This window comes from Mesobacillus jeotgali (assembly GCF_002874535.1).
GTDB lineage: Bacteria > Bacillota > Bacilli > Bacillales > Cytobacillaceae > Mesobacillus > Mesobacillus jeotgali.
In genome coordinates this window covers 2048692-2061921 of the sequence record NZ_CP025025.1, presented here as the reverse complement: position 1 = coordinate 2061921, position 13230 = coordinate 2048692, and the positions used below count along the sequence as shown (strand labels likewise).

The following is a 13230-nucleotide window of genomic DNA, read 5'->3' as shown; positions in this document are numbered from 1 at the left end:
AAAATACCTTTAGGAAATAAAAATGGAACCAGAAATCAACCCTGCTGGTTCCATTTTTTTTATTTATTTTTATAAAACCTCTCCCTTACCCTTTTCAGGCGCGCATGGTAATTTAAGATATCTAACCTGGCCTTTTCAGCTTCTGGTGCGATCGGCCTTAGGTTCTCGATATCCCAATAATCAACGATGACATCGAGTACTTGATCGAAATACTCCAGTGGCCCATAATTCGCCTCTTTCGCGATGATGGCCATCCGATCTTCAAAATCTGGCATGACGGCACCTGGCATTTTGAAATTCATGATGACATTGCCCAGGTAGTAGCAATAATTGGGCTCTAATTCTAGGTGGTATTTGATTACATCTCGATAAAATGCGTAGTGTAGCGTCTCATCCTTTGCAAGCCTGCGGAGAAGCGTGGCCAAATCCCGATCATGCGGTCCTGCTACCTTCGCGACATTATAATAAAACACCATCGTCGCCAGTTCTTGCATTGAGGTGTAGACCATCGTCTCAAATGGCGTATGAAAATCAGGATCCCAGCCATTCTCCAGCGTCATTTTATGTAATTGATGCAGTCGCATCGGCTCAACATTTCTCGTGATTAACAGATACGTTTCCAGCAAATTTGAGTGCTGGTCCTCTTCTGCCGTCCATGTATGGACGAAATCTTTGATAACCGATAATGACCCTTTAAATGTCTGATCCAGATAAGAAGTAAACCATGGAAGGTTCACCTCGGTTAGGAGCGCAGTCTCAACCGCAGTTATAACCGGAGCCGGCAACGTAACCTGGCTTTCGTCCCAGGGAACTCGCTTAAAATCCATTCCCTTATCCCACGGCAAAAACTCATGATAGCCCCAGTCAATTTTTTCAGCACGTTTCTTATGCTCCTCGTAAAGTTCTCTAATCCTTGGCTCGAGTCGGAAATCCAGGTGGTTCGTCAGCAATGCATTCCCTCCAAATTAAATACTAGATATTATGACCTGTTACTAATTTTTACTCTACCATATATTCTGAATTTTAACTAAATATAAGTCTTATATATGTTTAAAATAGGAATTTAGGAGGAAAGAGTTGCCCATTCGATACAAATTCTTCTTAAATGGTATAATGAGTTTTCAGCAAAACAATATATACTGAAGAAAATACATAAGGAGGTGCACCTTGAAGAAACTAGTTTTTTTAATGATGTTATTAATGATAGGAGCTTTCCTAAGCGGCTGTTCTGAAGATAAATCTGAATCAAAAGGCCTTTCCCTTCCTGATGAAAACGGTGAAGAAATATCCTTCGAAAATATGGAAGAGGCTGCGCTGGTTTTCTTTTTTACGGGAGTCGGTTGAGACTTCTGTAAATCGCAGCTGGTCGAGCTGCAGAACCGAAAAGATTTATTCAGCCAGTTCCCTGGGAACATTTACGCTGTAAGCGCATCCTCTGTAAAGGAACATAAGGCGATGAAAGAAGAGTTGGGACTTGAGTATCCAGTAATCTCTGATGAGAAACTGAAATTGATCAAGAAGACAAACATGTTGGACCCTGAAGCTCCAATCGCAGTAAGAGGATTCGCTGTTCTTGATAAAGACGGCACAGTCCTCCATTCCCAGGAAATCGATACTTTCGGCATCGAAGTGGAGGGAATCATTCCTTACGCAGCTGATATCGCGAATGGTAAGGATCCAGCACAATAAACAAAACACCACCCAATCCGGGTGGTGTTTCGATTAGAAAGGTTTCTCCTGATAAAAATAATTCGGACTCATTATTTTGTTTTCATAAGCCTTATGAAAAATATGGGTAGAAGCTGGTGAAACAGGCGGAATCAGCCATGTCCAATCTCCCGTCACAGGCCGATCAGCAGCCTCCTCCTTCTCCTCAAAAACTTTGAATTGCAATGCTGCAGTATGATGGTCCACGATGGAGACCCTTTTTTCGTTAAATGAATGCAACACGCTCGTGTTCAATTCAATAAGTGCCCGGTCCTTCCAAAGCGTACTGTTTTTCTTCAAGTTCAAGCCCATTAGCTCAGCAATCAATGGCAAAAGGTCATAGCGGGATTCATCAGCAAGATTTCGGGCACCAATTTCAGTACCCATATACCACCCATTAAAAGGCGCTGCAGTATACTCGATGCCTCCTATTTCCAGCATCATGTCAGTAATGAACGGGACTGCATACCATTTTAATTTCAGCTCCTCAAACCAGGAGTAATCTGGATGTCGCAATGGAACCTCCAACACCAGTTTTTTATCGATTTCAAAAAGCTCAGGCTCTTTTCCATCAACCTGGATCACCAGCGGAAGCACATCAAATCTGGTTCCTTCACCTCTCCAGCCCATCTCCTCACACTTTTTCGTAAAATCAAGCGAATGAGGATCGCCTAAAATACCATGCTCTGTTTCATAGCCGGCATAACGGATCAGCTGATGGTTCCAAATCCGAATTTGATGATCTCCTCTTTTTTGCCTGAAAATCGTAATGGACGGCCGAATCTTACCTTCATTAGTTGCATATTCAATATGATGGAACAGTGCATCCTTGATTTCGGTCTCTTCCGTTAAACTCCGACGGTCAAAGACAGTCAAACTCTCCCAAAATAATCTCCCGATACAGCGATTGCTGTTCCTCCACGCCATTTTCGCACCGTGCTCAAGTTCTTCATAGGTATGTATATAAGTACCTGTCTTATAGATTTCCTCTCTAACCTGTTCTAACCTATTCATCATCTCATGCTCCGTTTTTTGCAATTCATGATGGCTATTACGTATGAAGTCTTCGGCTTCCTTAAATAATTTCTTATTCACAACTGCGTCCTCCCGATGTTGTCCTATCCTATCATTTTAACATGGAATACTTTAAAGGACGCAATAATGGAGAATCTTAAAAGATGGAGAGGATACCGCAAAAAGCTGTTACCCTTTCGTCTATAACCAAAAAAGGGAGTCTAATACAGGCATTACTTAAAATTCGAAAACTCCACAAGCTCAAGTTGGTTGCCGAATGGATCTTCAATCATGTTGTATCTGCCAGGAGGACATGGCCTAGACTCATCAAATAAGATTTTAGCTCCCCTATCACTAAGTCGGGTAACATCCTCATCAAGGTTTTCAGAAAGAATACCCAATAAAACCTTCTGGCTAGCGGAAGTAATTTCTTCATCTGATTTTTCTAATACAATCGGGATCTCATTATGTACTAATGAAACGATATTTTCCCCGTAATGCTTGGACACTTCAAAATCAAGCACCTTTGTATAAAATTCAAGAGCTTTTTCCATGTCTCCAACCTTAATCGTTAATACACAAACTTTGTTTAACAAAACAATCACTCCTTTTTCATAAAATTAACATATTAAAATAGGTTATTTTTCTTCTAGTTTGCTATCTTTTTCAAATAAGAGACTCGGCAAATTAATTAAGATTGGCGGGTCATACGGCAAAGGTTCGCGCAGCTTTATATTTACTATGCAGATATTATTTTCAGAGATTTCAACAGGGCAGTCAGCTTTCCCGCGCAGATTCTTGGATAGCAGAAAATAATCCCGAGGATTCAGGCTCCAGGGAATTGCAGTTGCCAGAGCAAAATAGGTTCCAGGTGGGACTTTCGAAAAAACATACTCTTTTTTGGTTCCTCTTAAGGCAATTCCCACCACAGGCCTTTGGTCTGGTATCGGCCGAGGGAACAACCCTACAAAAATGATGCCTTTGAAAAACACTGGAACTTCTAGCGTGCATCTGACTGCGGGTGATTTTACTGAAACAGGCTCTCCAAGATTGACTTCATCGTAGTCATTCATAAACCGATGAAGCTTCACTGCACTGTTTTGAAATTGTTTGGGTGACTGTCCGACAAATTGCTTGAATTTTGAGCTGAAGGTACCAAAACTTTGAAAGCCTATCTCCAATAAGGTTCTGAGAATTGAGCCGGATGACGGCCCTATCAACTTCTCCTTTCCCGCCTCGATTCTCAAAGCGGAGAGAAAGTGTCTGGGAGAAATCCCCGTGACATCCTTAAACACTCGTGTAAAATGATATAGACTATATCCAGCTAATTCTGCCAATTTTTCAGAGGTGATTTCCTCTTCAATATTCTTTTTCATGTATTCAATTGTTTTTGAGACTAATTCAATTTGTTCTTTTGTAGTGGACATTTTGTCACCTTACCGATAAAAAGATCAATAATAACCTCTAGAGTATATGCTTATCTTAGTTATTCTCTATAAATATCAAAAATTCCTTTTCTATCCATTTTTTAGACTTTAAAATTCCATATACTTTTTAGAAAAAAGACTTATAATCTCTGTTCCATTATTTCAATGAGACATAAAAACTAAAAATATGGGGAGGATTTTTTTGTAAACTAACTTCTAAGAATGAGTACTATAAAATCAAAATCATAAAAAAAGGCCTCCACTCATATAGTATGTGCGGAGACCTATTTACTCTCTTACCTTATTACCAACCTAACTCTGAATCTTCAGAGTATGGTTACAACCTCTCAACTGATGTTGCAGGCATTACAGCCATCATTTTAGATCGCACATCATCAGGAATAGTGCAGGCTTTAAGATTCCCTTCTTGACTGAACTGTACCCATGATCTCAACTCATGTCCTTTTCCAGTTAATTCGTTGCCTTTATAAACCTCATGTTCCATCCGAAAAACCTTTTCTCTAACTTCCGTAACTTTTGTCACTACTTTTATTTCATCACCGAAATAGAGAGGTTTATGAAAACTGCAGCCCACATCCAAAATTGGCAAAGCTATTTTATCTTCAAACATAAGTTCCTTTAGTGGGATTCCGATTGATTCGAATAAGGTATGACTACCGATATTAAACCAATTAAAATAGTTAGGATAATAAATTATCCCAGCCATATCTGTGTCACCCCAGTGAACTTTCAGGTTTACTGAATGTTCTGTCATATTAACTCACTCCCATACTAATTTTTAGGTTCTTGTTGCTGTTTAACATGCCTTGCTGTTCTTTAACCATCTTAAAAATTCATCATCTGACAATTGTTTCATTTTTTTTTCAATTTCAAGCTTTCTATACCAGGCAGCTTTTCGAAATTTCCCATAGTATTCTTGGTGAACTAGTTTCCCTGATTGATCCTTTACAAATAAAGTGGTTTTCCCTATTCGAATTGCTTCTCCAGCACTAAACAGTTTTTCGAAAAGATATACAAACGGCATTCTCCAGACATGTGCAGTCGCTTCAATTACAATTTCATATGAAGTTTGTTCTTTTTTTAAATCTTGCATAGCTTTTTAAACCTTTTGTAATTTGCATCAACATTTTGTTGTAATTCTGCTAGATTTTGTTCTGTAAGATGGGAATATTTTTGCATTGATTTAGAATATTCACTAATCGGCCGGCGTTTCAAAACCTCATGAGTTAATCTGAATTTTCCATCTTCATATTCCCAAAGGGGGTAAAGATTTGTCTCTACAGCAAGTTTTCCAACTTCTATCGTTTTCTCCGTTGGAAACTTCCATCCAGTTGGACATCCAGAATATAAATGAATATAAGACATTCCATTCTTCACTTTCATTGCCTTTTTTAATTTTGCAATATAATCATGCATATATGAAGGGTTGGCTGTTGCAACATATGGAATATTATGCTGTGCCATAATCATAGGCATATCTTTTCCTTTTTGTGACTTTCCTTGGGTTTGTTCACCTACTGGGGTTGTTTGAGTCCACGACCATTTCGGAGTTGTACCGCTTCTCTGTACACCAGTGTTCATATACGCTTCATTGTCATAGCAAATATAAATAATATTTTCTCCTCGTTCAGCTGCACCCGACAATGATTGGAATCCTGCATCTGCAGTTCCGCCGTCTCCCGCAAAAGCTACGACATTAATATCTCCACGACCCTCACGGATGTACTTTCTTTTAATGCCAGCGAGCATTGCTGCTGTATTATCAAGCAGCGGAAAGAATACTGGAATCTTCGCCCCTGCACCACCATTGAATCCTACAGCACCAATTCCCCCCATACAACCTGGTGGTATTGCGAGAATTGTATTAGGCCCAAGAATTCGCAGTGTAGTGCGTAATGCTAATTCTGCATGACACCCCAGACAGGCTGAATTTCCAGGTGACAACAAATCTTGTACTTTTGTAATCTCTTTATAAACTTCTTTTGTTTTCTTTTCCTCATTAAATATAAATCCAAAGCGTTTCTTTGTGAAAAACGCATCATTCTTTTCTAGTGTAGGTCTTGCACCTTCAGGAATAGTTGAATAATTTGTGTTATCTCGTATACCGTCATTTACACCCATTAGCCACTCACTCCTTTCAACTTTAAACTTATATCCTTATCCATAGTAAATAATGTCTCAACATCAATTTGATCTAAGCCGAACCAGGTAACTTCTTGAAATTCCCCACCTTCTGACACATGTTGAGTAATCACAATCGCTTGTTTAATTTGTTCCATTGTTACATCCGAACCTCCAAGACCGCCTATAAAATCTATCATAGGTGGCATCTTTAAGCCTCCAAACACTGTCTTTAACTCAAGAAAGCTGATACCCATTCCTTTAGCAAATGAGACATTTCGATCAATTACTCCAATGGCTTTAATATTAACTAACGCCTTGAGTATTTCTTCATCTGGAAAAGGACGAAGAACTCGAATACGTATCATGCCCACTTTGATGCCATGATTACGCATTTCATCAATCGCTACTCTTGCTGTACCTGCCGGACTCCCCAAGCAAACCAAAGCTATTTCAGCATCTTCCATTCTATATTGATCAATTAATCCTCCATAATCGCGGCCGAACATTTCTAACCATTCTTGTCGAACTTCCTCAATAATTTTTTTTGACACATTCATAGCTGTCACTTGCTTATGGCGAAATTCGGTAAGCATTGGCCCTGGTGTTAATGGGTCTACGGCTATTGGATTATTTGGGTCCAGTTTCACATGTGAAATGTTCGGTTTCGGCAAAAACTGATCTACTTGTTCTTGATCTGGGATCTCAACCCTCTCTGCCATATGGGAAAGTGAGAATCCGTCATAGCAAACATTTACCGGAAGTAAAACATCTTTATTCTCAGCTATTTTATATGCTTGGACTATGGAGTCCAGTATTTCTTGACTGCTTTCACACCAAATCTGTATCCAGCCTGCATCTCTTACTGTTACGGCATCCTGCTGTCCACCCCAAACCGTTTGGGGCGATATGACTTCCCTGGTCACAAGCGCCATCACAATAGGTAAACGCATCGTACTCGTTCGAATATAGGGTTCATACATGAGCGCGAGTCCCTGTGAGCTCGTTCCTGTAAAAGTTCTAGCACCAGCTAATACCCCACCTTGTAATACACTTAAAGCTGAATGTTCGCTTTCCACCTCTACAAGATCTGCATCAATCACTCCATCTGCTACGAAAGATGCCAAATATTCAACGAGAGGGGTTTGTGGTGTTATTGGGTAAGCTGCCATAAGGTCTGCTCTAGCCAGTTTGGCACCCCAAGCAGCTGCTTTATTTCCATTCAAAACATCTACTCTACCCACTATTCAGTCCCCCTTTCCTCAAACATAGTTATAGCATTGGCAGGACATACCTCAGCGCAAATTCCACATCCCTTGCACCAGTCTAAATCGGTATCATAATGAGTACTTACTTCAATTTTGCAGCCAACAGGGCAATAGATATAGCACTCCGAACATCGCTTGCATAAATCAGGATCGGTTACTGGCCGCTGATACCTCCAGAGCCCTGTATTCACTACATATAGACCCTGTCCTACTGATGCTACATTTTCTCCTGTTTCTTTATATTCCTTTTTCAATACTAACGTTTGATTCATGATCTAATCACTTCGCTTTCTTTAATATCTCGGTTCTTTCCTTTACCTCCACTTCGTTATAACCTCTTTCTACTGCAAGTAAATTCTTTTCAATCACCTTATGCGGAAAGAATCCACTGATGGCGTTTTGAAGTGAATCTAATTTTACTAATCCAGTTGCCGAAGCAAACGCACCAAGTAATATCGTGTTAGTTATTGGAGCTTTGAAAACATCCAGAGCAATTCGATTGGCATCAACAGTTGCAAGAGTTTCCAAAACCTCAGGAAAATCGCTAAGCGCTAACGTTTTTCGTGAATTCAAGATCGCGAAACCACCCTGTTTCATCCCTTCAAAAACTGGTAATTGGCTGATTAAAGATTCATCCAAAACAATAATTCCATCCGGTTCATAAACTTGCACTCTTTCCCTAATCGGTTTTTGGTCCAACTTAACAAATGCCTGGAGTGGTGCTCCGCGTCTCTCGAAACCATAAGCTGGTATCGATTGTCCATAGTTTCCTTCTCTAACCAAAGCATGGACCAGTAATTCTGAAGCCATTACCGCACCCTGTCCCCCTCGACCATGAAACCTAATCTCTTTCATACAATCACTCCTCAATATTTAATTTACTAATTATTCTAAATTTTTAATATTAATCATTTAACATATCCTTTATTATTAATTTGATTTGCGTTAAATTTTTGCATCATCCCACAGTCAAGCAATCTACATAATTTTTAAACCAACAAGGGTTCTTACCTACTTCCACTTCATCAAATGAAATTTTTCCCATCTGACATATTTCAGTTCCTGTTTAATTAACAAATTTATTGTAAGCGCTTTACTGTACTTCGGTTGTATTATATAGTAATGTAAACAATATTTTGAATTTACTGACTTTTAGAAAGTGTTTACATTGTAATGGAAAGGATGGTAAATATGCAGATTACATATTCTTGGGAGCCTTTTATTTCATATGGACAAAAAAAAGAGATTAAGAAAAATACAATCCTATATAGCCAAGGAGAAATAGGAAATGGCTTTTATTATTTGCATGAAGGAGAAATTCAAATTAAAATGCTTTCGGACAAAGGGGATGAAAGAATAATAGACTATATTTCACCAGGAGAACTACTAGGTGAACAAGGAGTTAAGGGAGAACCATACTTTACAACTGCAAAAATCACAAAACCTTCTACCATATTCTTTTATTCTAAAGAAGATCTGCAAACGATATGCAAGAAACACTCCGCCGCATCAGATATCATTTTGAATTCATTAGTAAAAAAAGTACGTTTATTAGCTGAAACAGTTTCTATACAAGATAGCTCAATGGAGCATCAGTTGGCTTACATCATTTATAAACTCTACAGAAAAACCCAAAATCCCTGCATAAGCATCGACCAAACCTCTCTTTCAAACTATATAGGTACATCAAGAGTTACAATATATAAAATTCTACAACAGTGGAAAGAAAATGAAATCGTAAATATTACTGATCGGAAAATCAGGATTATTAACGTAAACAAATTCCAAAACCTTCTTTATTGAGAAGGTTAGATTATTATATCTTTTAATATTTCTTTCTTTTTTGACGTCAACTCTTATCTCTCTGTAGCTAAGTAAGGTTCTACATTTACAAATGAAATGAGGAGGCTCTCAATGAAAACAATGATTGAAAACTCTACTACAAAAAAATGGGATCAATATTATGAATTCGGTCAACGTATATTTTTCAAAAGAAATTCAATAATTTATGAGCAGGGAACAATAGGCAACGGTTTTTACTATATTCACAAAGGATTGATAAAAATTGTTACTGCAAAGACAAAAGGAGGAGAAAAAATACTAAGCCTAGAAGGATCTGGACAATTATTTGGAGAGCAAGCCATGGACCAGGAACCCTATTTTTCAACTGCTATAGCAGCAGATGACTGTGTCTTATATTATTTTTCAAAAGAGCAATTCAATGAAATCATTACTAGGGATACTGAAATGTTGAGTCTATTTATGGATTCTACAATAGGAAAAATTCGCATTCTGGCTGATGAAATATTAGCCAAAGGACTTACAGCCCAACAAAAAATTGCATTGACTTTAATTAAAATCTGTACGACATGTAATACTGACAAAATTTTTCTAACTCAACAAGAACTTGCTAACTATACAGGGTTAACTCGAATATCTGTATACAAAGCTTTTAAACAATGGAAAGAAGCAGAAATTATAGATGTAGTAAATCGGATGGTTATCGTAAAGCAACCAGATACATTGAAGAAGCAAACAATTAATTTGTAGAATATATTTTTTGTGAACTAGCCCAATAATTTACACAGAAGAAAGCTGTCTTTTAGTTTTATAAAAGACAGCTTTTATAATTGCACTGAAGCATTTTTTTAGCTTAGCTAATTTTTCATAAGTTCTGGCAGCCAGGTCGCTAATTCAGGGAATATAAACACCAGGATTATAAGTACAATGTCTAATGCAATAAATGGAAAGGATGCACTGTAGATTTCCTTCATTTTCGTACCTTGAGGTGCTACCCCCTTCATTACGAATAGGCCTACACCAAATGGAGGCGAGATTGCACCAATTTCGATCGTAATCAACAGCATTGTTGCAAACCATAGAAGATTAATATCAAGAATCTGGGCTATTGGTATAAACATTGGCAAAATGATCATCATGATTGATAAAGATTCCATGAAAGTACCCATTATGATCACTAGCAAAAGCATGGCAATCAGAATAAATATAGGTGAAAACTGTAAATTTTGAATTAAGTCCACTAGATTTCGAGTAACCCCCGAAAAAGATAAAATATGGCTAAAAGCCGTGGATCCAGCGACAATTATTAACATCATCACCGAAACTTTCATTGTACTCGTAAAGGCTTTTTGAAGGCTTGCCCAGTTTAAACGCCCATATAACGCTGCGAGTATTACACTGCCGAATGCACCCATTGCAGCAGCTTCAGTTGGTGTTGCAATTCCAAGGAAAATTAGGCCAACTACTAGAAAAATAATAAATCCGAGTGGCAGAATATATATTATGCTGGTTCTAATTTTCTCCATTAGAGGTACAGAAGACAAAGAATAGTTTGGAGCAAGTTCAGGCTGCATTTTAGCCCGTAAAATGATATAAAGCGCAAAGAGGAAGGCCATTAAAATTCCTGGTAAAATAATCGCGATCATAAAGGCTCCAATTGAAATCTTTCCGATCGATGCCAGCAAAACTCCAAGTGCACTTGGAGGAATCATAACCGCAAGACCCCCGCTTCCAAGAATCGGCCCGATAGTCATCGGCTTTTTGTAACCCCTCTGCTCCATTTCCGGTATCAATGTTGACCCTAATACAGCTGTACTGGCCATTGTAGAGCCAGTCAGCGTCGAGAGTAGGGTTCCACTTCCAACTGCAAGCAAACTCAATCTTCCAGGTAATCTGCCAATCCATTTATCTACCGAATCAATCATTTTGGGGGCGATACCAGTATGAAACATAATTTCGCCCATTAAAATAAATAACGGAATGGGAACAAGCGCAAATGTAGTTAATGAGTCTTCAATACTTTGTATTAATTGAATAAGTCCATTGCCGCCTCCCCATAGGAATATTGCTGCGACTATATTTACTGTAAAGAAGGAAAAAGCTACTGGTACACGAATTAACATTAAGGCAATTAAGCCACCAACAATAAGAAATAACACTTGCCACCAGTCCATAGTGCATCCCCCTTTTTTACAAACTCGTCGTTATAGTGTCTATTTTATTTATAGATTTCTCCATTAAGATCGTCCGATAAAGCTTCCTAATAAACTCTAACATTAGAATAAAAGTTCCAACCGGGATGATCGCCATTACGTAAACCTGAGGGATCTGGAGAGTTGTTAGACTGCGTACATCTCGATATAACATATCGAAAGTCGCTAATGTGCCATACCAGACTATAATGATACATATTAATATGCCGACGATAGCGATCAAAATATCTGATATAAAACGTAATCGACTAGACATTATCTCTTCTAAAATATCAACAGTTATATGTCCATTTGAGCGGAGAAGCCACGCTGCACCAAGAAAAGGAATATACAGTAGGATGTATTCACTTATCTCATTGACCCACAGAAAGGAATAATTAAATAAATAGCGAGAAACTACCTCCATAACAACTGTAATAGTAGAGATTGCTAATAGAATACCGCCTATGTAGGCAAGTACATTTTCTATATAATCAAGCACTCTAGATAATCTATGTAACAATTTACTCACTCCTCTATATAAACAGTGGTTAGGGATAACCTTAAATTACGGCTATCCCCTTTATTAAAGAAATGACTATATGAAGTTCAAAAATCTACAGTTACTCTTTATACAGAAGTTTTTTAAGTTCTTTAATTTGATCAGGAGTAGATTTTTCTAACGACTCCCACTTTACCTTCTTTACTAATGCCTGAAATTCCTTACTTTCCTCTTGGTTCAATTTAATAATTTTCACACCGGCGGCTTCGATTTCCTTTCTCTCTTTTTCATTCAATTCGTTAAAGTATTCGATCATTTCAGATTCAAAAGCAGCTGTTAGTTCAAGCATTTTCTTCTGGTTATCTGAAGAAAGTGACTTGAAGGCTTTAGGATTCATCAAAATAGTTGCGTTTTGGTTAAGAAAAGGCTCATCGATAAAATATTTAGTTACCTCTGTCCAACCGTTTTCATTAGGTCCTAGCAACGGGAAACCAAATCCATCGACCATACCTCGTTCAAGAGAGGTATATACATCTGTTGGATTAATATCGATTGGAGTCATTCCTAACGCCTGCATAATATCATGGTATGTTGGATTAGAACGGAATTTAGTATCCTTCAAATCATCCAAGGACTTTATTTCCTTATTGCTCCAAAAGTGAAAAGGTGAAGGACTCAACCATCTTCCCATATAAACTAACCCATTTTTATCAAACCTTTTTGACAAATACTCGAAATACCCATTTTCTCTTTCTTCTTTAGGTGTGTAAGGTGATAGATGCATCGAAAGAGATTCTGGCATTAAATGGCCATAATAGGAGCTAACATTGAAACCTATATCTGCAATACCATTCCTTACAGCATCAAATTGATCTTTGGAAGGAATTGACTCTGGTCCTCCAGTCCATTCGATTTTGACTGCTCCATTTGTTTCTTTTTCTACTTTTTCTATCCACATTGGAACAATGTCTTTTGTTAGCGTATTATCAGTAGGTAAAAAGCTGATTAATTTAAACACCTGAGGATTCTTACTTCCATCACTCTTGGCTGCATCCACTTCCTGATCCTTACTGTTACATCCAGTAAAAACGAAAAGATAAACTATCAACAACAATAAAACCAAAGAGTTTTTTCTTTTCAACATAATTACCTCCTAAAAAATGAAATTAATAAACTGA

The 13230-nt window shown here is 38.0% G+C and carries 16 protein-coding genes and 1 pseudogene; 4 read left to right on the top strand and 13 right to left on the bottom strand.

Annotation, left to right across the window (positions count from 1 at the left end):
• Positions 1–59: 59 nt before the first annotated feature.
• Positions 60–950 (bottom strand): acyl-ACP desaturase, encoded by an 891-nt coding sequence (locus tag CD004_RS10445; protein ID WP_102262704.1) that lies wholly within the window; start codon positions 948–950, stop codon positions 60–62.
• Between the two features lie 217 nt (positions 951–1167).
• On the opposite strand from CD004_RS10445, the gene CD004_RS23775 reads away from it, so the two are divergent.
• Both CD004_RS23775 and CD004_RS10440 read left to right on the top strand, forming a co-directional pair.
• Entirely contained in the window at positions 1168–1344 is a 177-nt protein-coding gene (locus CD004_RS23775) for a hypothetical protein (protein ID WP_158651534.1), read from the top strand.
• Positions 1345–1359: 15 nt separating this feature from the next.
• Positions 1360–1689, top strand: a pseudogene (locus tag CD004_RS10440) (redoxin domain-containing protein); the annotation flags it as partial.
• Between the two features lie 33 nt (positions 1690–1722).
• Here the strand turns inward: CD004_RS10440 and CD004_RS10435 are convergent.
• The 9 genes from CD004_RS10435 to CD004_RS10395 all read right to left on the bottom strand — a co-directional run bounded on the left by CD004_RS10435 (position 1723) and on the right by CD004_RS10395 (position 8413).
• Positions 1723–2802, bottom strand: a complete 1080-nt coding sequence (locus CD004_RS10435; protein ID WP_102262702.1) for a nitric oxide synthase oxygenase — start codon at positions 2800–2802, stop codon at positions 1723–1725.
• 152 nt (positions 2803–2954) lie between these two features.
• Positions 2955–3317: a VOC family protein gene (locus tag CD004_RS10430; RefSeq protein WP_102262701.1), complete on the bottom strand. Its 363-nt coding sequence runs from the start codon at positions 3315–3317 to the stop codon at positions 2955–2957.
• A gap of 42 nt (positions 3318–3359) precedes the next feature.
• Entirely contained in the window at positions 3360–4148 is a 789-nt protein-coding gene (locus tag CD004_RS10425) for a helix-turn-helix domain-containing protein (protein WP_102262700.1), read from the bottom strand.
• Between the two features lie 337 nt (positions 4149–4485).
• Entirely contained in the window at positions 4486–4923 is a 438-nt protein-coding gene (locus tag CD004_RS10420; protein WP_102262699.1) for an acyl-CoA thioesterase, read from the bottom strand.
• A 42-nt stretch (positions 4924–4965) separates the two neighbouring features.
• The gene (locus CD004_RS10415; RefSeq protein ID WP_102262698.1) at positions 4966–5262 is read right to left on the bottom strand and encodes a hypothetical protein; all 297 of its coding nucleotides are present in this window, start codon (positions 5260–5262) and stop codon (positions 4966–4968) included.
• Positions 5250–6290 (bottom strand): thiamine pyrophosphate-dependent enzyme, encoded by a 1041-nt coding sequence (locus CD004_RS10410; RefSeq protein ID WP_102262697.1) that lies wholly within the window; start codon positions 6288–6290, stop codon positions 5250–5252. The genes CD004_RS10415 and CD004_RS10410 overlap by 13 nt, the downstream gene beginning before the upstream one ends.
• On the bottom strand, positions 6290–7534 hold the full coding sequence (locus tag CD004_RS10405) for a phenylglyoxylate dehydrogenase (protein ID WP_102262696.1): 1245 nt from the start codon (positions 7532–7534) through the stop codon (positions 6290–6292). The genes CD004_RS10410 and CD004_RS10405 overlap by 1 nt, the downstream gene beginning before the upstream one ends.
• Complete coding sequence (locus CD004_RS10400) at positions 7534–7830, bottom strand: 4Fe-4S binding protein (protein ID WP_102262695.1); 297 nt, start codon at positions 7828–7830, stop codon at positions 7534–7536. Before CD004_RS10400 ends, CD004_RS10405 begins: the two co-directional genes overlap by 1 nt.
• A 7-nt stretch (positions 7831–7837) precedes the next feature.
• Positions 7838–8413 (bottom strand): 2-oxoacid:acceptor oxidoreductase subunit gamma family protein, encoded by a 576-nt coding sequence (locus tag CD004_RS10395; protein WP_102262694.1) that lies wholly within the window; start codon positions 8411–8413, stop codon positions 7838–7840.
• Positions 8414–8749: 336 nt separating this feature from the next.
• Here CD004_RS10395 and CD004_RS10390 point away from each other — a divergent pair, with 336 nt between their 5' ends.
• Together CD004_RS10390 and CD004_RS10385 are read left to right on the top strand one after the other, a co-directional pair.
• Positions 8750–9361 carry a Crp/Fnr family transcriptional regulator gene (locus tag CD004_RS10390; protein ID WP_158651533.1) on the top strand — a complete coding sequence of 204 codons (612 nt, stop codon included), beginning with the start codon at positions 8750–8752 and terminating at the stop codon, positions 9359–9361.
• Positions 9362–9472: 111 nt separating this feature from the next.
• Complete coding sequence (locus CD004_RS10385; RefSeq protein WP_158651532.1) at positions 9473–10108, top strand: Crp/Fnr family transcriptional regulator; 636 nt, start codon at positions 9473–9475, stop codon at positions 10106–10108.
• A 107-nt stretch (positions 10109–10215) separates the two neighbouring features.
• On the opposite strand, the gene CD004_RS10380 is transcribed toward CD004_RS10385, so the two are convergent.
• From CD004_RS10380 to dctP, 3 genes are all read right to left on the bottom strand, one after another.
• Positions 10216–11532, bottom strand: coding sequence for a TRAP transporter large permease (locus tag CD004_RS10380; protein WP_102262691.1), 1317 nt, complete (start codon positions 11530–11532; stop codon positions 10216–10218).
• Between the two features lie 16 nt (positions 11533–11548).
• Positions 11549–12073 (bottom strand): TRAP transporter small permease, encoded by a 525-nt coding sequence (locus CD004_RS10375; protein ID WP_102262690.1) that lies wholly within the window; start codon positions 12071–12073, stop codon positions 11549–11551.
• A 100-nt stretch (positions 12074–12173) separates the two neighbouring features.
• Positions 12174–13196, bottom strand: coding sequence for a TRAP transporter substrate-binding protein DctP (gene dctP, locus CD004_RS10370; protein WP_102262689.1), 1023 nt, complete (start codon positions 13194–13196; stop codon positions 12174–12176).
• Positions 13197–13230: the final 34 nt, after the last annotated feature.

Excerpts from the sequence above, each read along its gene's own strand:
- CD004_RS10400 (WP_102262695.1), bottom strand. The coding sequence starts at position 7,830 with ATGAATCAAACGTTAGTATTGAAAAAGGAATATAAAGAAACAGGAGAA.
- CD004_RS10415 (WP_102262698.1), bottom strand. The coding sequence starts at position 5,262 with ATGCAAGATTTAAAAAAAGAACAAACTTCATATGAAATTGTAATTGAA.
- dctP (WP_102262689.1), bottom strand. The coding sequence starts at position 13,196 with ATGTTGAAAAGAAAAAACTCTTTGGTTTTATTGTTGTTGATAGTTTAT.
- CD004_RS10395 (WP_102262694.1), bottom strand. The coding sequence starts at position 8,413 with ATGAAAGAGATTAGGTTTCATGGTCGAGGGGGACAGGGTGCGGTAATG.
- CD004_RS10425 (WP_102262700.1), bottom strand. The coding sequence starts at position 4,148 with ATGTCCACTACAAAAGAACAAATTGAATTAGTCTCAAAAACAATTGAA.
- CD004_RS10410 (WP_102262697.1), bottom strand. The coding sequence starts at position 6,290 with ATGGGTGTAAATGACGGTATACGAGATAACACAAATTATTCAACTATT.
- CD004_RS10385 (WP_158651532.1), top strand. The coding sequence starts at position 9,473 with ATGAAAACAATGATTGAAAACTCTACTACAAAAAAATGGGATCAATAT.
- CD004_RS10390 (WP_158651533.1), top strand. The coding sequence starts at position 8,750 with ATGCAGATTACATATTCTTGGGAGCCTTTTATTTCATATGGACAAAAA.
- CD004_RS10380 (WP_102262691.1), bottom strand. The coding sequence starts at position 11,532 with ATGGACTGGTGGCAAGTGTTATTTCTTATTGTTGGTGGCTTAATTGCC.
- CD004_RS10420 (WP_102262699.1), bottom strand. The coding sequence starts at position 4,923 with ATGACAGAACATTCAGTAAACCTGAAAGTTCACTGGGGTGACACAGAT.